Origin of the sequence: Pseudomonas sp. Pse1, from assembly GCF_024519635.1 — a bacterium.
Taxonomy (GTDB): Bacteria; Pseudomonadota; Gammaproteobacteria; order Pseudomonadales; family Pseudomonadaceae; genus Aquipseudomonas.
Window position 1 is genome coordinate 92,793 of the sequence record NZ_JALJRO010000020.1, and the last position, 18,641, is coordinate 111,433.

Consider the following 18,641-nt stretch of genomic DNA (forward strand, 5'->3'; position numbering starts at 1 on the left):
AATGCAATACTGACATAAAGCTGTCATTGCGTAGCCAAACTGAGCCATACAAACCCCAAAGGGGGATTTTTTAAGGCCTGAAAGCCGCAGCCTGCGCGGCCCTCAGGGTTGCCCTTCAAGATGATGAATCTGGATCGTTTCGACGTGACCAACGGCAGTTAGAGGAGGCGTGCAATAACCCTTAGCGGCTAAAACTGAATCGGTTTGCCCTCCGGCTGCAACATCCGTGGAGGGCAGACTGCTCATCTCGCAATTCAAGTCATTGACGATGGGTTGCCGAAAATGCGCAGACCACCCTTTTACGAGCCTGCCCGGACACCTGGTCGCTGATTATTTTTCCAGAATTCCCGGTAAGTTTTTCTCCGCCCAGATGACAAACAACTTTGCCACTTCGGTGCTCGCGTACTCGGAGTAATGACTGTATTCATCTCTGAACAGAGGCATCCCGTTTTTTACAAGAGAGCAACCGAGGAAGTTGCAGAACAGCTCATTCTGATCAAATACTCGTACGTTCGGGTGTTTGCTCAGGATACTGTCGATCATTGGTTTGAAGTCATTCATCGCCGTTTCTCGAGCGTGTTGACTAACGTCGCAAGCACTCGGGCCACGCTTGAGTGGGCGAGAAAAACAGCTTTTCAGGTCGTGCGTTGTCGTAATGTGCGGGACGAAAAGTATGACTTGGATACCATTTTTTTCAAGGTAGGCTACCCGTTCTTCAACGCTAGCCTTGGCGCGTTCATCGGGCTTCTTGTCGAGGCCGTCGAGGATGGCATATTTTATTGTTTTGTCTTTTTCAATGATGCTGTTAATCAGGAGTTTTTGATGGTAGGCCCGATTGCCAGAACACGGCGTTGTCGTCGGCTCTGTATTTTCATCAGAAGGCTCGCCCGCATTGGGAGCGCAGGCGCCGATTGAAAGAATTGTTTGATGGCTTGTCTTTTTGTTCGCCGCAAGACCTGGAAATAAATGGTTTGCATAGCTGTTGCCCAGTAACAGGATCGTCGGCTTTTCATCTCGATTGGTCATGCAAAACCACCAGCCGTAAGACTCCGCCTCTTTGAATGGGTAGCGGTTAATGCAGGTGTCGTTTTTGGTGAACTTCCATAGCGGTCCGACAAATTGGCTATTGAACGCCTCTGCGCTTTTAACCGCCTCGCGTCGCGGAAGTCCATCCAGATTGAAAATGATAAGGCCGGCCACTCCGATGCTTGCCATCAGGATAATCAGAGTCGGCGTCTTGAATCGGCTTTTATTGTTGCGTAGTGGACGCTCAAGAAACCGGTAGGTCATCCAGGCTAAAACGATCGCAATGACGACAGCCGCGATTCTGATTTCTCTGGCGGGTACTTCGCCTTGAATGATCCGCGCGAATGCCAGAAGCGGCCAGTGCCAGAGATAAAGCGGGAAGCTGATCAGGCCAAACCAGACGAATGGTCTGCTGGCGAGGATGTTCTTATTGATCCAGGCATCTGGCCCCGCCGCAATAATCAGAAATGCTCCTGCCACCGGAAGACTCGCCCACCAACCTGGGAAGGCGTCTTCTTTGGTGATATACAGCAAGCCACTGCCGATAAGGGCAATACCGGTAATGGAGAGCGTATTTTTGAGTGTATTGCCGTTTGGACTTGGCGCAGGGTTGAAGAAGATTCTGCATAAAGCCGAGTCTGTGATGTGCGCTATTTTGTCTATCGATGGGCTTCGATAGATTGACAAGTAGGCAAGCAGCGATCCGGCAAGCAGTTCCCAAGCCCGGGTCTGCGGTAGATAGAATGTTGAGGACGGGTCGCTGTGAATGTTGTTTATGTTGAGACCAAACGACAGCAAGCAGCCGACGACTATCAAAGACAGAGCGTTGGCTCGTTTCTTCCAGGCCAACCACAATACTAACGGCCAGAGAATATAAAACTGCTCTTCGATGCCGAGCGACCATAAGTGCAGGAAGGGTTTTATTTCAGCGGAAGTGTCGAAGTAGCCGCTTTCATCCCACAATACGATGTTGGAAATGAATGCAGAACCACCGGCCAAATGCTTGCCCAACTGAGAATACTCGTCAGGAAACAACACGAACCAGCCAAACAAACAACAGGACCCAAGAACCAGAATCAGTGCCGGAAAAATTCGCTTTATACGACGTCCGTAGAACTCGGAAAACCTGAATGAGCCGCTTTCCAGATTTTTGAAAATGATAATCGATATCAAATATCCGGAGATGACAAAAAATACATCAACGCCGATGAACCCACCTTTGAGCCAGACCGGGAACGCGTGATAAAACACGACAGCCAGGACCGCGACTGCACGAAGCCCGTCAATGTCCGGCCGATATTCAGGATGTGCAAACTGGGGTTGGGCAGCAGAGGTCTTCGGCTCCATGAGTGAAGTCATTGTTGACATCCCGCTCCCTGTTTAAAGAACTCATTATTATTAAAATTTTCCCATGATAGACGTAAAGATAATCTCAGACCTAGAGTTAAAAGGGACCGCCTGGCAAAATGCTCGTCGTTTAATTGTTGTTTAAAGTGCTGAAGGATGCGCGGCACATATTTCCATTTTCCTTGAAATGGCCGTTCCAGAGCGCTTTGAACGGTGGCACTGGGTTTGCCAATCAGTTGATGCGGTGCCGCTCCACGGGCGCAAATCTGTTGCTGCTTCCCCGCTGGTCTGCTTGTATCCTTACGCACGGCGAGGACATACGCCTGTTTATGCCTGGAACCGGATTTTCCATTGGGTACTGATGTGAGACGTGACCTTCATCTTGTTGTGCTGCTGCTACTGATTGTCGGCTGTTCATTGGCGTCGCTGACTCTGTGGAAAGTCATGGACTCCCGAGAGCGAGTGCTGGATGAGGCGAATATCCATGGCTTGAACCTCACCCAGGCGCTGTCCACTTACAGCGATGGCATCGTCCGCCAGAGCTCCTTGCTGTTGCTCGGGCTTGTCGAACGTCTTGAAACCGAAGGCAGCGACCCCGCACACATCCAGCGGCTGAACGTGCTGGTCGGACGCCAGCAACCCTTGATGCCGCAGTTGAGCGGCGTGACCATCTATGACAGGCATGGGCATTGGTTGATGTCCTCCAATCGACCGATCCCGGTCGGTGCCAACAGCAGCGATCGCGCTTATTTCATTCATCACCGCAGCGACCCCTCGCGTGAGCCCTTTATCGGTCCACCCATTCGCAGCCGCTCCAGCAACGAATGGGTGATTACCGTCAGCCGGCGTTTCAATGACGCTGATGGAACCTTCGCCGGGGTGGTGGCAGTGACCCTGGGCGTGGAAAACTTCCTGCGGCTATTCGGCCAGATCGATGTCGGACAGGAGGGCGCCATCAGCCTGACAGACGCTGACGGCACGCTGCTGGTGCGCTATCCCTTCCGTGAGCAGGACATGGGCCGCAACTTCTCGCAGTCGCCGATCTTTGCCATGTACCTGGTGGATCACTCGATGGGGACCGCGTCCCTCACTTCCACTCTGGATGGCGTGGATCGACTCTACGCGTTTCGCAAGAGCGACAGTCTCGGGCTGGTCACCACCGTGGCGCTGGGCAAACGCGAAGCCTTGACCGCGTGGCGCCGGGAATCCCTGATGTCCGCTGGACTGGCGGGCAGTTTGCTGACGCTCACCGGCATCATTGGCTGGCTGCTGATTCTGCATATCCGCCGGCGAATCAAGGTCGAGTCCGAGTTATTGAGCACTCAGCAACAGTTGCTCGACTCCAATCGGCAATTGGAAATGCTGGCGATGAAAGATGCCCTGACCGGCCTGGCGAATCGCCGCTGTTTCGACGAAGCCTTGCTCATGGAGACGCGTCGAGCGCAGCGTGATGGCAGCTCGCTGGGGTTGTTGATGATTGATATCGACTTTTTCAAAGGCTTCAACGACAGCCTTGGACACGTGGCCGGCGACGCTTGCCTGCAGGCGGTCAGCCGCGTTCTCGAGGGGAGCGTACGCCGTCCCTCTGACCTGGTGGCGCGCTACGGCGGGGAGGAAATGGCAGTGATCATGCCCAACACTGACCGTGAGGGTGCGCGGGTGGTGGCGCAATTGATCCTCGATCGCATGCAGCAGGCCAACATTCCCCACACTACCAGCCCGTTTGGCCACGTCACCGTCAGTATCGGCATTGCCACCGCCGAAGGCGCGCATTTGGCCCAACTGCAAGGTTTGATCGAGGCTGCGGACCAGGCGTTGTACGACGCCAAGATGAGCGGGCGCAATCGGCTGGCGGAGCAGGGCGCCAGCGTTTTTCCCGAGGCGCTGGCCAACTGAGCGGTGTCAGGCCGTTTGTCGACGCATGGTCATGATGGCCGTGCCGAAAAAGATGAAGGTCGAACCCACAATCCGATTCAGCCAGCGGGAAAACAGCGGGCGGGTCAGCACGCCTTTGGCGCGGGAGGCGAGTTGGGCGTAGAGGCTCAGGGAAAGCAATGACAGCGCCATGAAAATCAGGGTCAGCACCAGGAACTGAGGCACCAGTGCGGCGCTCTGGTCGATGAACTGAGGAAACAGCGCGGTGAAAAAAATCGTCGCCTTGGGGTTGGTCGCCGCCGTGAGAAAGGCCGACTTGAACAGCTTGAGGCGCGAGGGTGCCTGGGTGCCGGGTTGGCCTTCGATCGGCTCAGTGATCAGCGGGGTCTTTTTCAGCAACTGTTTGGCGCCGAGATAGAACAGATAGCCCGCGCCGGCGATTTTCACTGCATTGAAGATCAACTCGGAACTGGCGATCAGGGCGCCCAGGCCCAGCATCGCGGCGGCGGACATGCAGAACAGTCCGCTGATATTGCCCAGCGTCGACCACAGGGTGGATTTTGTGCCGTAGGCCAGGCTGTTATGCAGTGCCATCAGGGTGGCGGGGCCAGGGCTGGCGACGGAGACCGCGGCGACCAGGGTATACGCGAGGATCGAGTGAACTTCCATTTTCTGAACTCGTAGTCATGAAGGCGCCAATTCTACGTGTAAATACCTGTGGGGCAACGGCTAATTACACGCCAGATTCACTGCTTTGGCTGCACGCTGCAGCTCAAGCTTGACGTCGACCGGAATCCGTTGCTTGACCAGGCGTTGCTCGAGAAACACTTGATCGCCACGGGTATCCACCTCGGCATCCAGGGCCGCGACCTGGGATTCGATGGCGGCCGCGTGAGCGTCGATCACCGCATTGACCTCCGCTTCGCTGTGAGCGCTGTCGAGCGCGCGGATCAGCGCCGCGACCTTGGCTTCCTCCTCCTGGGTGTAATCATCCAGCGACAAGCCTGCCGCCATCGCCCGCGCGCGAATTTCCACCCCTTTGAGCGCCTGCCGGGCATCGGAACACAGCGCATCGTGCCTGGGCGGAACCACCACGATCCACTGCAGCAGGGCAAAACTCACCACGCCAACCGCCAGCAAGCTGACGCCCACGATCAACCTGCGCGTCATGGTCGCGCCCTCGAATAGCCGGGGACTGAGGATTCAAATGGCATTGCGTGGACTCTGTTTACCGAAGTCCAAGCGTAGCATCGGAACAGCTCGGCTATGCTCGCCTCCTGTCAGCGGCAGGCTGCGGTATTGGTTGAGCGCCCGACGATGCAGCGTCAATCAAGGATGAAAGGTGCGGCCCAGCGCGTCCAGGCGCGTGGCGATGGGCGGCAGACGCTGGCTGCTTTGGGACAAGGTGCCGAGTCCGGTGTTTGGCGGATTAACCCGGCATTTGCTGTCAAATCAGCAAATCGACCGTCTGCAACATGCGTCGATACGGCGACTGGGCGTGGCCCATTTCGAATTGAATAGTCTCGACCAGGCACTCGAGGAAGCGCTCCGCCGCCGGGCGCAACGGCTGGCCGCTGCGGCTGATGGCGCCGACCGCGGCGCTGCCGATCGGCTCGCGCAAGGGCAGCGTGGTGAGGCCTTCGCGTTGGGCGCAAAACTCCACCAGCGGCCAGGGAAAGACGCTGAGCATGTCGGTGTCGCGCAGCAGACTCAGGGTGATCGACAGCGAATGGGCGAAATGCACATGGCCCTGAGTAGAAATCGTGCTGTCCTGCTGCGAGGTCATGATCCAGTCCGCTGCCGCCAGTTGCGCCATGCTCCGGCTGTCGGCCAGCGGATGTTGCTGGCGGGCAACCACCGCACAGTCGGCAGTGAACAGCGGCAGGTAGGTCAGGTCGCTGCTGGAAAAGCGCGTATCCAGGCGGCCGATGAACAGGTCGACACTGGCATCGCGGACCATCGGGCAGGCCACCGATGACAGGCCTTCATACAGCTCAAGCTGGACCTGCGGGAACAACTGGCGAAAGCGCACGATCGCCTTGGGCATCAGGGTCATTGCCAGCCAGGGCGTCACGGACACCGACAAGCGCCCCACCAACTCGCCGCTGCTGTCGGCCAGCACCTGGCGCGCGCTGACCATCTGCGCCACCAGCAGGCGCGCCTGGATCAGCAGCTTCTTGCCCAGCTCGGTGAAGGCGATTCCGGAGGTATTGCGAATCAACAACTGGGTCGCGGTATCGGCCTCCAGCTTCTGCAAGGCCTTGGTCACGGCGGCCGGCGAGGTGTCCAGGCGTTTCGCCGCGCCACGGATACTGCCGGCATCCGCCACGGCCACCAGTGCATTGAGTTGGTAGAACTTCATGCTTGCCCCCGCTGTTAACCCTGGGTTGCCCTGTTGACTTTCGATTGCCTGTTGGCCGCTGCGCGCTCGCTTTAAGCTCGAACCCACACCGAGCAAGCCCGCGAGATCGACCAGGGGCTGCCAGACCGTAGCAGAAAACGCCCGGGCACTTTGCGCAAAAGTTGCCTGGCGTTCAACAAGGATCGAGCCAGCCATGTCCCAGACCCTCCCGTTGTTGCAAGAGATCGAGCAGGAAATGCGTGAACTGCGCCAGCAGATCCACGCCCACCCCGAGTTGGGGTATCAGGAAGTCGAGACCAGCGCCCTGGTAGCTGAACGCCTGACCCGCTGGGGTTATCAGGTGACCCGTGGGCTGGCCGAGACCGGCGTGATCGGCACCTTGAAGAAAGGCACCAGCTCACGGGTGATCGGTATTCGCGCCGACATGGACGCGCTGCCGATCCTCGAGAAGACCGGCTTGCCCTATGCCAGCAAGATCCCTGGAAAAATGCATGCCTGCGGGCATGACGGCCACACCACGATGCTGCTGGCGGCGGCCTATGCCCTGGCCCACGACCACCCGTTCGATGGCACCGTGCACCTGATTTTCCAACCGGCCGAAGAAGGCCTGGCCGGTGCCCGGCGGATGATCGAGGAGGGCGTATTGCAGCAGTTTCCCTGCGACGCGGTGTTCGCCGCGCACAATATGCCGGGTTACCCGGTCGGCAAACTGGGCTTTCGCGCCGGACCGTTCATGGCCTCCGCCGACCAGGTCACGGTGACCATTCAGGGTGTCGGCGGCCATGGCGCCATGCCGCACCTGACGGTCGACCCGGTAGTGGTCTGCGCCAGCATCATCATGGCCTTGCAGACCATCGTCTCGCGCAACGTCTCGCCCCAGGACATGAGCGTGATCACCGTCGGCTCGATCAACGCCGGCAAAGCCTCCAACGTGATTCCGGACAGTGCGCAGATGCTGATCTCGGTGCGCGCCCTGAATAACACGGTGCGCGACCGGCTGGAAAGCCAGATCAAGCAGTTGATCCATGCTCAGGCCCAGGCATTCGGGGCGACCGCCGAGATCCACTACAGTGCCGACTACCCGCTGTTGATCAATGACGCCGAGATGACCCGATTCGCCAGCCAGGTCGCCACCGATTGGCTGGGTGAGGGCGAAGTGTTGAACGATATCGTGCCGTTCAACGGCAGTGAGGATTTCGCCTATTTCCTGCAGAAGTGTCCCGGCTGCTACTTGATCATCGGCAATGGCGACGGCGAGAAGAGCTGCATGGCCCACGATCCGCGCTACGACTTCAACGACGACATCCTGATGCGCGGCGCCGGTTTCTGGGTCAAGTTGACCGAAGCCTTCCTGCCGCTGAACCCTTGAATAACGACCCGAAAACCGCGAAAAACCAATAACAATGAGGTCATCATGCAGCTATCCAGACTCTCCTTTCGCGCCCTGTTGCTGGGGCTGATCATCACTCCGCTGGCCCAGGCACAACCGGTGATCAAGTTCGGTGTCGACCCCAGCTACCCACCGTTCGAGCAGAAACAGCCGGACGGATCGCTGAGCGGTTTCGACATCGACCTGGGCAATGCGCTGTGCGCCGAGTTGCAGGTCAAGTGCATCTGGGTCGAGCAGAATTTCGATGGCATGGTTCCGGCCCTCAAGGCGCGCAAGTTCGACGCCATCCTCTCGGCCTTCAGCGCCACTGCGGTGCGCCGTCAACAGGTGGATTTCAGCGACAAGATCTACACCGCGCCGTCGTCCCTCGTGGCGAAAAAGGACAGCGGCCTGCTGCCGACGGCCGAATCGCTGGCCGGGAAATCGGTGGGTGTGGTGCAGGGCACCCTGCATGAGAGCTTCGCCCGGGCGCAGTGGGGCAATAAAGGCGTGAACATTCACACCTACCAGACCCAGGACCAGGTGTTCTCCGACCTGATCAATGGCCGTCTCGATGCCAGCTTCCAGGCTTCCGTGCAGGCCGATGCCGGCTTGCTGCAAACACCCCAGGGCCAGGGCTTCGCCTTTGCCGGCGAGCCGATTACCGACAAGAGCATCATTGGCGACGGCGTGGCCATCGGCATTCGCAAGAACGAACCGCAGTTGAAGGAGCAACTGAACACGGCGCTGGCGAGCATTCGTCAGTCCGGCGAGTACGACCAGATTGCGAAGAAATACTTCAACTTTGACATCTATGGAGAGTGACATGAGCCGACTCGATGACCTTGGCTTCGCCTGCCCGATCGATGACGAGGCGGTGCGTGCCTTCCAGACCCACGGCGCAGTGTGCATCCGCAATGCCTTCAGCCCCGAGCAGATCAGCCTGTTGACCCGTGGCATCGAAAGCAACCTGGCCAGTCCCAGTCCGCGGGCGAAAGTGGCGAGCAGCGCCAGCGATCCGGGCTGGTTCTTCGAGGACTTCTGCAACTGGCAGGAAAACGCCGACTATCGGGATTTCATCTTCAACTCAGCCTTGGCCCCCATCGCCGCAGCCTTGCTCGGCAGCCGCCAGGTGCGCCTGTATCACGACCATCTGCTGGTCAAGGAGCCCAACACCCGACAGCGCACGCCCTGGCACCAGGACCAGCCGTACTACAACATCAGCGGCTCGGACACGGTCAGCTTCTGGATCCCGGTGGACCCGGTGCCCCGGGCCTCGACCCTGGAATTTATCGGCGGCTCGCACAAAGGCCCATGGCTGATGCCGCGCTCCTTCCTCGACAGCCAGGCCAAGTGGTTTGCCGAAGGTTCGCTGGGAGAGTTGCCGGACATCGAAAATCACCGTGAGGATTTTCCGATTCTCGGCTGGGAATTGGCACCCGGGGACATGGTGTGCTTCAACATGCTGACCTTGCATGCTTCGTCCGGGGTCGGCGGGCAGAACCGTCGTCGGGCGTTTTCGGTGCGGGTGATGGGTGATGACGTACGTCACGCGCCACGCCCCTGGAGCACCTCGCCGGAGTTTCCTGGGCTGCGTGAAGCCCTGGCTGCAGACGTGCCGATGGAGCATCCGCTGTTCCCGACCTTGTGGCAGCAGGAAAACCAGCGATAAGGCAAATTGCTGGCCCCTGTCCTTGAAACATTTCGCCAAAATCGCCGAAATTCAGGCGGTTAGACGGAACTGGTAATGCGAAATGTAATGAGTGCATTGATCCCGTTTGCCTTGGCCGGCGTTGCGGTTTCTGCCCAGGCCAAGGAGCTTGCGGCCAATGACCGCTATGTCTGCAGTTGGGGCGCAGGCACGGCGGCCCGGGCGCAGGAGCTGAAATTGTCGGGAGTGTCGCTGTATGCCGCGCGGCAGAAAATTCAGGCCTACAAGTTCAGCAAGCCTTGGATGCGCATGATGGCGTTGGGGATTACCGAGCAGACCTATGACAGTAAATCGCGTATGAAACCGGCCTCAGTGCGTGAGATTTTTTATGGGGATTGTGTGAGGTATAAGGTGGCGCGCAGGTGAGAGCGGGGCGCTTGCCAAACCATTGCCCCCCCCCATCGGCGAGGGGGAGCGTCTACTGATTGATCGTGCCTGGCGTGGGATGGACCTCAACCGCCTTGCGGCGCCATCTTGTGCCCGGCGTGTTGCATGTGGTCCTCGTGGTTCTCCACCGCCACCGGCGGCTCCGGCTGCACGCGTTCGGTTTCTTCGGCGAGGAAGGTCAGCAGGGCGTTGATCTCGATGTCGCCAAGGCGCAGGTTGGGCATCGCCAGGTTGTTGTATTGCGCGTACAGCTGCATCGCCAACGGGTCTTTTTCACTGAGCATCTGGTCCGGTTCGCGGATCCAGCGCTTGAGCCATTGCGGGTCGCGCTGGCGGGTGACGCCGATCAGGTCCGGGCCGATGCCGCGCAGGCCGGCGTTGGCCGTGTCGCCCAGGGTGTGGCAGGACGAGCAGCGGGTGCGGTAGATCTGCTCGCCGGCACTCGGTGGACGCAGGGTCGGCGCGCTGGCGTAATCCTGGGTATTGGTGCTCGGTTGCTTCCAGTTCTGCAGGGTCTTGCTCAAGCGGTCGGCGAGGATGTAGGGGTTCTCCATCGGTGAGGATTTCATCCAGCGGCCGGTGCTCTGGTTGCCGATGATCAGGCTCAGGTTGTGGTCCTTGTTGCGGCCGTTGTCGATGCCGTCGATGAACAGCCCGAGGTTTTTGCGCAGGGCGGTGATGTCGTCCTTGTTGCCAGTAAGGAACTGCCAGCCCGGGCCGATGCGGAATTTCTCGGCGTATTTTTTCAATACTTCCGGGGTGTCGGTTTCCGGGTCGATGCTGATGGAGTAGAGGAACACGTCTTTGCCGACCCGGTCACCGAGGATCTTCTGCACCTGCAGCAGGCGCGCGGTTTCCAGCGGACAGGAGTCGGTGCAGGAGGTAAAGATGAAATTGATCGCGACCACCTTGTCTTTGATCATGTCATCGAAGAAGTGCAGGGTCTGGCCGTCCTGGTTGATCAGCGCGGTGTTGGGGAAATAATCCTTGCCCCAGGGCGTGCCCGGGTCGCCGTCCTCGGCGGCGCTGACCCAGCGCGCAAGGCCGAGCAGGAACAACAGCAGCAGGCGGATCAGTGGGTTCGGTGCAGTCCAGGATAACGTGCTCATGATGGGCGTCCTGTGCAGGTTACGGATAAAAAACCTTGCACCCCGACCGTCCGGGCCGGGGTGCAAGAGCGTCGCGTTCAGCGCACCGAGACCGGGGCGGTGATGGTCTTGCCGGAAGACGACTTGATCGTCACGCTCGCACCTGCCGCCGGGGCATTGCCGGTGGTGGTGATCGAAACCCGCCAGCGCGCGCCGGTCGGGGCTGACGACAGGGTCGCGGTGCCGAGGCTGACCGGCCCACCGGTGGTCGCGGCAGTCACCGTCAACACCGAGTCGGTCTTCGACGTCGTACCGGCCAGGTCCCAGGTGTAGCGGCTGTTGCTGCGCGCCGTGACGCTGGCGCTGGTCACCTGCAGGTCCTCGTTGCTGGTGACGGTGGCCGGCACGTTGACGGTGACCGTGCCCGGCGTTGCCGAAATACCGCCCTTGGCATCGCGCAGGTCATAGGTGAACACTGCCGTGAAGCCCTCGGTCACTGTGGCCGGTGGGGTGTAGGTGATGGTCGTGCCATTGGTGGTGACGACGCCCTTGCCGGAGTCCGGCTGACTCAAACCGACCACCGACAGCGGCAGGTTGTTGTCCGGATCGCTGTCGTTGGCCAGGACGTTGAGGGTCACCGGTGCGCCCGCTGCAGTGCTGGCACTGTCGGCGCCGGCAATCGGTTTTTTGTTCTCGCTGCCGTCATCGCCCCCTTCGCCTTCTTCTTCATCGTCAGGGTTGCCGCTGCCCTTGCCGCCGGTGCGGAAAGTCGGCAGCGCAGCGGTGGCGACGTACTCGACACCGTCCCAACTGGGCAGCGGAGTCGGCATCAGCTCGAACTGGCCAGGGTGCTCGATGTCCCAGCGCAGCAACATCGACGAATCCTCGTGCTGGGTGTTATGGCAGTGCTCCATGTAGGTCCCGGCAAACTCGCGGAAACGAATGGCCATGGTCACTTCCACCGAGCTGTCGACTTCCGGGCCGATGCGGAACACGTCCTTGCGCGCCCATTTTTCCCAGTCCGGCGGCGCCTTGCCGTCACGGTCGAGAATCACCCCTTCCTCGAAGTGCACGTGCACCGGATGGCTCCAGCCGTTGCCACCGTTCTTGATCTTCCACACCTCCAAGGTGCCGTCGCCGCTGAAGCCGGCGTCGGTCGGCCCGGTGGACAGCGCCGGTGCTGCGGTGAGTTGGCGTGGGTCCATGCTGTAGCCGAAACCGTCATCGGTCTTGATGGTCCAGGGCGCCAGGTCGGTGCCGTCGGAGCGGCCGAAGGTGAAGCTGCGATGGCGCGCCAGTTCGAGCTTGGCCTTGTCGGCCGCATCGTCGCGGTTGATGGTCAGCGGGATCATTTTCTTGCCTTCGGGCTTGCCGGGTTTGGCGGGCTCGTAGGCGACCGGGTCCATACTCTGGTCCTGGCCGGAGTAGGCGTTAACGATCAGTTGCAGGAACTTGCCCACCACCGGGTCACCCTTGTCCCATTTCGGGCCCTTGCTGCTGTCCTTGAGTTCGGCTTTGTACTTGCCGGACAGCACGTCGCCCAAGGGCACCGCGTCTTTCTCCGGACCCTTGCCGGTCTTGTGCTCCATCACGTTGACGAAGTACAGCTTGTCGCCAGTCTTGATCCCGTGTTTGGCGAAATTGATGATGATGTCATAGCGCTCGGCGATGGCCTGGGTCGGCAGGATCGCGTTGTTGTTCTTCAGGTCGCCGTCGCCATCGAGGTCCAGGGTGCCGTCGAACGGCACCGCGTGCTCCATGATGTTGCCGTCGTTGCCGATCATGTGGAACGGCACCCGCGCATAGGACACGCCCGAGCCGGACGGCCCCTGGAATTCACCGCTGGTGCCCTTGATTTCGCGGACCACCGCCAGCTTGAAGTAGCGCGACACCGAGCCGTTGAGAATCCGGAAGCGGTAGCTGCGCGCGCGCACGTTGAGAAATGGCTGGTACTGCCAGTTGACCAGCATCTGGTCGCCGAGGAAGCCATCGGTGTTGAACGGGTTGAACCACAACTGGCCGTTGGCATCCCAGGCCTTGTCGCCGAGAACCAGGTTGACGTCGTAGTCGCGGTTGCCCCAGGGCATGGCGCTGCCGCTGGGAAAGCGCAGGTTGACGCCGTCTTCGAAGGTCTCGTTGCCGCGATCGATGGCGCTGTAGTAGTTCATCATTACCGCATTGCCCTTGTAGACGTTCTGCGCGGTGAAATCGAGCATGTGGTCGTGGAACCAGTGGGTGCTCATGGTTTCGCGCCAGTCGCCGCGGATCTTGATGCTGCCGTTCTCGCAGGTCTTCTTCGACGGCGCCATGTCGTTGACCCACAGGGTCTCGCCGGGCGAGCAGGGGAACGCCGCGCGCGGGTCTTCGGCCTTGGTGTTGATGGTGTCGTAGCCGGCCAGCTGCACCGGCCAGCGGTAGTCGTAGTACTGGCCGGGGAAGAAGAAGGCGTTGGCATAGCCGTCGCTTTCCGCCGGGTTATGGCCGTTGTGTTCGTGGGTGCTGATGGTGTGCAGGCCGAAGCCGTTGTTGGCGGCTGGGTCGATCGGCAGGGCATTGTAGTGCCGCATCAGCAGCGGCTGGCCGTAGCGCACCATCAACAGTTTCGGCGGCAGGGTGCCGTCGAAGGTCCACACCGAGTTGTGGTTCTGGATCGGCATCTTCGGATGGATACGAATGTCGATGCCCTTGGTCGTGCCCTTGGTGGTGGGGATGTCCGAGGTCTGGTAGTAGAGCCCGCCCGGGCCGAACTCACCCTTGGCATAGCCATGCATCTGTTTGTTGTCGCGCAGGCCGAGGTTCTGCCGCGCACCGGCTTGCACAGTCTTGAACGCGGCCTGCGGGTAGAACTCGTTCCAGCGCTGGTGCGACCAGCCCTTGCCGCCGGGCCGGCCTTCGGCAGGCGAGCCGACCGGGGCGCGGTTGAGGAAGGCTTCGATCTGCGCCTTCCACGGGTTGCGATCCAGCACGTTGGAATACTGGGTGGGGTAGGGGGTCAGCCCCGGTTGCCGCAGGAAGGCTTCCAGCGCAGTGCCCGCCGGCCCGCTGCGGGCGATGCTGTTGGGGTCTTGGCCCGGCATTGGCCCCAGGGTTGGCACCGGGAAGGTCATAGTTGCCGGCGGGGTTTGCGGGTCGAGTTTTTCCGGACCGAATTCCTCGAACAACAGAATCTGCTGGGTGAACGGCTCGGCGCCGAACAACGGGCTGGGCTTGCCGTTGGTGGGGAAGTTGAACGAAGTCTGCAGCGCCGGCGGCAAGACGTTGTCGGTGCGCGGCGTGTTGCGGTCGCCCTGGCCGCCATTGGGTAGGGACAGCGAGCCGTGGTTGGCCTCGGGCATGGTCCTGATTTCCAGCAGCGCGGCGGCCGGGTCGGCGGGCTGCGGCCGATAGTAGGACGGATCGGTGGGAGAGGGCTGGCTCTCGTCGTCCATCGGCGATGCGCCGGCGTCCATCAGGTACAGCGCATAGAACATGGCTGACGCAATGCGCGAACGCTCCATGAACGGGGACGTTGGGGTGGGTTTGCTTTTCATCCGGTTCGCCTCACTGCCTGCGTGGGTGTGTACCGGGCATACTTCGTGTCGATGGCAATGCATGACTTCCTGTAGGAGCGAGCCTGCTCGCGAAAAACTTCCGGACACCGCGTTCATTCTGAATGTCCGCGTAATCGTTGACGTTCTTCGCGAGCAGGCTCGCTCCTACAGGGCATTACCGGGTCGATGGCACTTTGCCCTTTAAATGGGCATGGGGCAAAGTCCGTGCCAGCGTGGTTTTCGGCCTGTTCTGCGGCACTGCGGAGCCCTTACGTCCGTGGGTTGCAGCCCCCTAAAGTGGATCCAATCAATACTGGCCATAAGCCGGGTATTGGGGGGGATATGGGGGGGAATTGGGGGCTGGCCAGGGTTGCGGAAAATCAACGGCGCGACTATATTTCAACATACTGTTGAATTATTGGTCGCCTTCACATGCTGCTTGATACCACCCAAGAACGCCACACCACCCTGCAAGTGTTGCGCGCCGCCATCAGCGCCTTGTCCAGTGTGATCGGGCGCAACACCGAAATCCTCCTGCACGACCTTGAGCGCCCGCAGCAGTCCGTGCTGGCGATTGCCAACGGGCATATTTCCGGGCGCAAGGTCGGCAGCCCGATCCTCGGCGGGCCGGAGCAGGACAAGGGCTTTGCCGCCGTCACCGCAGCCACTGCCGCCAGCGACGGCTGCGACCCGGTGGTCATTCCCGACTACCCGACCCTGGTCAACGGCCGCCATCTGCGCAGCGCCACCGTGGTTTTTCGCGACCGCAACGCAACCCCCTTCGCCAGCCTCTGCATCAACGCCGACCTCACCGGCCTGAGCGTCGCCCAAGCCTTCCTCGAACAGCTGCAACCGATGCTCCAACCCACCGGTGAACCGGCTGCGGAACCGGGGGATATGGAAGTGCTGATGGCGCAGATCATCCAGGACTCACTGGCCACCCTCGGCCTGGGCAAGATGAACAAAAAAGCCAAGGTCGAAGCCGTGCGAGTGATGCAGGAGCGCGGCCTGTTCATCGTCAAGGGCGGCGTGGAAAAAGCTGCCACCGCCCTCGGGGTGACCCGCTTCACCATTTACAACTACCTCGATCAGTTGCGCGGCGATAACGCAGCGCAGCGCTGAATCCTTTTTCATTATTTTGGACCCGACCCTCATGCCCCTGCACATCAACACCCCGCTGATCGAATCTCGCCCCTTAAGCATCGCCGCCCATTGCACGGTCAACCTCAAGCTCGACGCGCTGCAACCCTGCGGCTCATTCAAACTGCGCGGTGTCGGCCACGCCTGCGAAATCCATCGGGCCAACGGTGCTCAGCGGTTTATCTCGTCGTCGGGCGGCAACGCCGGGCTGGCGGTGGCCTACGCCGGGCGCAAAATGGGCGTGCCGGTGGTGGTGGTCGTCCCGGAAACCACCACCGAACGGGCCAAGGAACTGCTGGCGCTGGAAGGCGCCGAAGTGATCGTCCACGGCAGCTCCTGGCAGGAAGCCAACCAACTGGCGCAAGGGCTGATCAAGGGCAACGACGCCTTTATCCATCCGTTCGACGACCCGCTGCTGTGGACCGGCCACGCCAGCCTGATCGATGAAGTCGCCGCCAGCGGACAAAAACCCGATGCGGTGGTGCTCTCGGTCGGCGGCGGTGGTTTGCTCTGCGGTGTCGTCGAGGGCTTGCAGCGTAATGGCTGGCACGACGTGCCGGTGATCGCCGTCGAAACCCAAGGTGCGGCCTCGTTCCACGCGGCGACCCTGGTGGGCAAGCCGGTGCAGTTGGATCAGATCACTTCGATCGCCACCTCACTGGGCGCCAAACGCGTGTGCGATCAGGCGGTGAACTACCTCGCCAGCCATAGCATCCACAGCGAATTGGTCAGCGATCAGCAGGCGCTGGACGCTTGCGAGCGCTTCCTGTTCGATCACCGGATCCTGGTGGAACCTGCTTGCGGCGCGGCATTGGCGGTGGTCTACAAGGGGGCGGCGCTCAAGTCCTTCAGCAATGTGTTGGTGGTGGTCTGCGGCGGGGCGACGGCGTCGCTGGAGCAGATCCGCTTGTGGGCGCAAAAAACCGCCAACAACCCTTGACCCTGTAGTGGCTTCAGGCTGTTGAATGGCGTCCGCCTACCTCTTGAAAAAGGATTTCACCGGATGCCCCCGTCCCCTTCACAGCCTCTCCCCAAGGGCTGGTCGCTGCTGCTGATTGCCTGGCTGCTGGCCCTGGTGTCCAGCCTGGTCGTGTTGTTCGTTGGCGAAGTCATGGGCCAGGCGCCCTGCGTATTGTGCTGGTTCCAGCGGGCATTCATGTTCCCGCTGGTGGTGGTGCTGGGCGTCGCCTGCTGGGTCTCCGACACCAGCGTCTGGCGCTACGGCCTGCCCCTGGCCGCCGCCGGCTGGTTGCTCGCCTTGTTTCACAACCTGCTGTATTTCGGCTTTGTCACCGAAAGCCTGCAACCCTGCGGCGCCGGTCCGTCCTGTTCGGGCGCCGACATGACCATCAGCGGCCTGCCATTGCCGTTGCTGTCACTGGGCGTCTTCAGCCTGTTGCTCATCCTTCTCGAAATCCTCCGCCGGAGAGTCACCCCATGAGTCGTCGCACCCTCGTCATCGCCATCACCGCCGTCGCGGTGATCGGCTTCAGCGCCGCCGCGTTCTACTACAACCGCGCCACCACCCCGGTACAAGTCACTGCGCCCGTGCAGGACAGCAGCGCCCTGGTACGCTTCAACTCGCCAAGCTTCGGCCCGGCCAAAGCCTCGGTGACCGTGGTCGAATTCTTCGACCCGTCCTGCGAAAGCTGCCGCGCCTTCTACCCCATCGTCAAACAAATGATGGCCAAGCACCCGGATGACATTCGCCTGGTGCTGCGCTATGTGCCCCTGCACGTCGGCTCCGAACAAGCCATCCGCCTGCTGGAAACCGCACGCAAACAAGGCGTCTACCCGCAAGTCCTGCAAGCCGTCCTCGAATCCCAGCCGCAATGGCACGACGACGCCAACGCCACCGCCGCCTGGACCGCCGCCATCCAGGCCGGCCTCGACGAAGCCAAGGCTCGGGAAATCTTCATGTCCGCGGAAATCACCGCGACCATCGCCCGCGACGCCACCGACGCGAAAACCCTCGGCGTCAACCGCACCCCAAGCTTCTTCGTCAACGGCAAACCCCTGACCAACTTCGGCGCCCAACCGCTGTACGACCTGATCCGCAGCGAAATGAGCGCGCCACGATAACTACGTTGAGGTGAACATGAACACACGCCTGCAACAGGCCATCGATCAAGCGTTCGCCGAGGCCCGGACTGCCATGCAACTGCGCGATATTCCGGTTGCCTATCGCTGGCTGGAGCGGGCGCATGTGTTGACTCAGCGGATGCCTTTGGCGCACGCGAAGGCGCATTGGTGGATGTTGCGGGTGGGGTGGCTGGATCGGGATTGGCGGGAAGTGGCGGGGCAGGTACCGAGGATTTTCGCGGCGCTGGTGTTTTCGCGGATTTGGGTGCCGGTGGGGAATACGGGGAGGGCGCGGGTGAGTGCGTTTAGGGTGATGGGGGTTGAGGGGGAGGTGGAGGAGTTGTTGCGGGGGGATGGGTAGGGGAAGCAGGGGGCTGGATTGGTGAATTCAGATCCTGATTAACTTTAACGCCTTTGTTTTGAGCGAGTCGTGTCCGTGGAGGAAGGGCTACTTTCGGCCCAGGCTGTGTGAAAACTCCCGCAATTGTCTAATCTTCTGATCGTCGAGATCGTAGCGGGGGCGATCATGAAGCGATTTATTGAAGGTGAGGCTCGGACGCAAGTCACGTTGCTGCAGGAGTGCCTGGACGATTACGTAACCCAAGAAAATCCAGTCCGTGTGGTCGACGTTTTCGTTGATGAACTCGACCTGGGCGCACTTGGTTTTGAGGGGGTGTCAGAAATTTTGTGTTCGGGCATAACATGAGTAAGAGGTGCATGTATG

General features: G+C 60.5%; 16 protein-coding genes and 1 pseudogene. 11 read left to right on the forward strand and 6 right to left on the reverse strand.

The window, feature by feature from the left end; genetic code table 11:
* Nucleotides 1–330: 330 nt before the first annotated feature.
* Entirely contained in the window at nt 331–2,385 is a 2,055-nt protein-coding gene (locus NR126_RS23655; RefSeq protein WP_027618195.1) for an acyltransferase family protein, read from the reverse strand.
* A 351-nt stretch (nt 2,386–2,736) separates the two neighbouring features.
* Between NR126_RS23655 and NR126_RS23660 the strand changes: the two genes are divergently transcribed.
* Entirely contained in the window at nt 2,737–4,269 is a 1,533-nt protein-coding gene (locus tag NR126_RS23660) for a diguanylate cyclase (RefSeq protein ID WP_105755518.1), read from the forward strand.
* 6 nt (nt 4,270–4,275) lie between these two features.
* On the opposite strand, the gene NR126_RS23665 is transcribed toward NR126_RS23660, so the two are convergent.
* From NR126_RS23665 to NR126_RS23675, 3 genes are all read right to left on the reverse strand, one after another.
* Nucleotides 4,276–4,917, reverse strand: a complete 642-nt coding sequence (locus tag NR126_RS23665; protein ID WP_027618196.1) for a LysE family translocator — start codon at nt 4,915–4,917, stop codon at nt 4,276–4,278.
* Between the two features lie 60 nt (nt 4,918–4,977).
* On the reverse strand, nt 4,978–5,418 hold the full coding sequence (locus NR126_RS23670; protein WP_027618197.1) for a hypothetical protein: 441 nt from the start codon (nt 5,416–5,418) through the stop codon (nt 4,978–4,980).
* 277 nt (nt 5,419–5,695) lie between these two features.
* Nucleotides 5,696–6,610, reverse strand: a complete 915-nt coding sequence (locus NR126_RS23675) for a LysR family transcriptional regulator (RefSeq protein WP_027618198.1) — start codon at nt 6,608–6,610, stop codon at nt 5,696–5,698.
* 193 nt (nt 6,611–6,803) lie between these two features.
* Here NR126_RS23675 and NR126_RS23680 point away from each other — a divergent pair, with 193 nt between their 5' ends.
* The 4 genes from NR126_RS23680 to NR126_RS23695 all read left to right on the forward strand — a co-directional run bounded on the left by NR126_RS23680 (nt 6,804) and on the right by NR126_RS23695 (nt 10,056).
* On the forward strand, nt 6,804–7,979 hold the full coding sequence (locus tag NR126_RS23680) for a M20 aminoacylase family protein (RefSeq protein ID WP_105755519.1): 1,176 nt from the start codon (nt 6,804–6,806) through the stop codon (nt 7,977–7,979).
* Nucleotides 7,980–8,024: 45 nt separating this feature from the next.
* Nucleotides 8,025–8,804 (forward strand): ABC transporter substrate-binding protein, encoded by a 780-nt coding sequence (locus NR126_RS23685; RefSeq protein WP_105755520.1) that lies wholly within the window; start codon nt 8,025–8,027, stop codon nt 8,802–8,804.
* 1 nt (nt 8,805) lies between these two features.
* Complete coding sequence (locus tag NR126_RS23690; RefSeq protein WP_105755521.1) at nt 8,806–9,651, forward strand: phytanoyl-CoA dioxygenase family protein; 846 nt, start codon at nt 8,806–8,808, stop codon at nt 9,649–9,651.
* Nucleotides 9,652–9,726: 75 nt separating this feature from the next.
* Nucleotides 9,727–10,056, forward strand: coding sequence for a hypothetical protein (locus NR126_RS23695; RefSeq protein ID WP_027618202.1), 330 nt, complete (start codon nt 9,727–9,729; stop codon nt 10,054–10,056).
* Nucleotides 10,057–10,142: 86 nt separating this feature from the next.
* On the opposite strand, the gene NR126_RS23700 is transcribed toward NR126_RS23695, so the two are convergent.
* Entirely contained in the window at nt 10,143–11,186 is a 1,044-nt protein-coding gene (locus tag NR126_RS23700) for an SCO family protein (RefSeq protein ID WP_081786326.1), read from the reverse strand.
* Nucleotides 11,187–11,263: 77 nt separating this feature from the next.
* Complete coding sequence (locus tag NR126_RS23705; RefSeq protein WP_256831776.1) at nt 11,264–14,662, reverse strand: Ig-like domain-containing protein; 3,399 nt, start codon at nt 14,660–14,662, stop codon at nt 11,264–11,266.
* Between the two features lie 465 nt (nt 14,663–15,127).
* Between NR126_RS23705 and NR126_RS23710 the strand changes: the two genes are divergently transcribed.
* The 6 genes and pseudogenes from NR126_RS23710 to NR126_RS23735 all read left to right on the forward strand — a co-directional run.
* Nucleotides 15,128–15,817: a transcriptional regulator gene (locus NR126_RS23710; RefSeq protein ID WP_105756132.1), complete on the forward strand. Its 690-nt coding sequence runs from the start codon at nt 15,128–15,130 to the stop codon at nt 15,815–15,817.
* Between the two features lie 31 nt (nt 15,818–15,848).
* A complete protein-coding gene (locus tag NR126_RS23715) occupies nt 15,849–16,775 on the forward strand; it encodes a pyridoxal-phosphate dependent enzyme (RefSeq protein WP_256831762.1) in 927 nt (308 codons plus the stop codon).
* A 63-nt stretch (nt 16,776–16,838) separates the two neighbouring features.
* Nucleotides 16,839–17,276: a disulfide bond formation protein B gene (locus NR126_RS23720; protein ID WP_256831769.1), complete on the forward strand. Its 438-nt coding sequence runs from the start codon at nt 16,839–16,841 to the stop codon at nt 17,274–17,276.
* The gene (locus NR126_RS23725; RefSeq protein ID WP_256831770.1) at nt 17,273–17,917 is read left to right on the forward strand and encodes a thioredoxin domain-containing protein; all 645 of its coding nucleotides are present in this window, start codon (nt 17,273–17,275) and stop codon (nt 17,915–17,917) included. The genes NR126_RS23720 and NR126_RS23725 overlap by 4 nt, the downstream gene beginning before the upstream one ends.
* 16 nt (nt 17,918–17,933) lie before the next feature.
* Nucleotides 17,934–18,278, forward strand: a complete 345-nt coding sequence (locus tag NR126_RS23730; RefSeq protein ID WP_256831772.1) for a DUF3703 domain-containing protein — start codon at nt 17,934–17,936, stop codon at nt 18,276–18,278.
* Nucleotides 18,279–18,443: 165 nt separating this feature from the next.
* Nucleotides 18,444–18,593: pseudogene (locus tag NR126_RS23735) on the forward strand (IS5/IS1182 family transposase); the annotation flags it as partial.
* Between the last annotated feature and the right edge of the window lie 48 nt (nt 18,594–18,641).

Bases quoted from the DNA above. Each gene is read 5' to 3' on its own strand.
- NR126_RS23655 (WP_027618195.1), bottom strand. From the start codon at position 2,385: ATGACTTCACTCATGGAGCCGAAGACCTCTGCTGCCCAACCCCAGTTT.
- NR126_RS23665 (WP_027618196.1), bottom strand. From the start codon at position 4,917: ATGGAAGTTCACTCGATCCTCGCGTATACCCTGGTCGCCGCGGTCTCC.
- NR126_RS23670 (WP_027618197.1), bottom strand. From the start codon at position 5,418: ATGACGCGCAGGTTGATCGTGGGCGTCAGCTTGCTGGCGGTTGGCGTG.
- NR126_RS23675 (WP_027618198.1), bottom strand. From the start codon at position 6,610: ATGAAGTTCTACCAACTCAATGCACTGGTGGCCGTGGCGGATGCCGGC.
- NR126_RS23680 (WP_105755519.1), top strand. From the start codon at position 6,804: ATGTCCCAGACCCTCCCGTTGTTGCAAGAGATCGAGCAGGAAATGCGT.
- NR126_RS23685 (WP_105755520.1), top strand. From the start codon at position 8,025: ATGCAGCTATCCAGACTCTCCTTTCGCGCCCTGTTGCTGGGGCTGATC.
- NR126_RS23690 (WP_105755521.1), top strand. From the start codon at position 8,806: ATGAGCCGACTCGATGACCTTGGCTTCGCCTGCCCGATCGATGACGAG.
- NR126_RS23695 (WP_027618202.1), top strand. From the start codon at position 9,727: ATGCGAAATGTAATGAGTGCATTGATCCCGTTTGCCTTGGCCGGCGTT.
- NR126_RS23700 (WP_081786326.1), bottom strand. From the start codon at position 11,186: ATGAGCACGTTATCCTGGACTGCACCGAACCCACTGATCCGCCTGCTG.
- NR126_RS23705 (WP_256831776.1), bottom strand. From the start codon at position 14,662: ATGGAGCGTTCGCGCATTGCGTCAGCCATGTTCTATGCGCTGTACCTG.
- NR126_RS23710 (WP_105756132.1), top strand. From the start codon at position 15,128: ATGCTGCTTGATACCACCCAAGAACGCCACACCACCCTGCAAGTGTTG.
- NR126_RS23715 (WP_256831762.1), top strand. From the start codon at position 15,849: ATGCCCCTGCACATCAACACCCCGCTGATCGAATCTCGCCCCTTAAGC.
- NR126_RS23720 (WP_256831769.1), top strand. From the start codon at position 16,839: ATGCCCCCGTCCCCTTCACAGCCTCTCCCCAAGGGCTGGTCGCTGCTG.
- NR126_RS23725 (WP_256831770.1), top strand. From the start codon at position 17,273: ATGAGTCGTCGCACCCTCGTCATCGCCATCACCGCCGTCGCGGTGATC.
- NR126_RS23730 (WP_256831772.1), top strand. From the start codon at position 17,934: ATGAACACACGCCTGCAACAGGCCATCGATCAAGCGTTCGCCGAGGCC.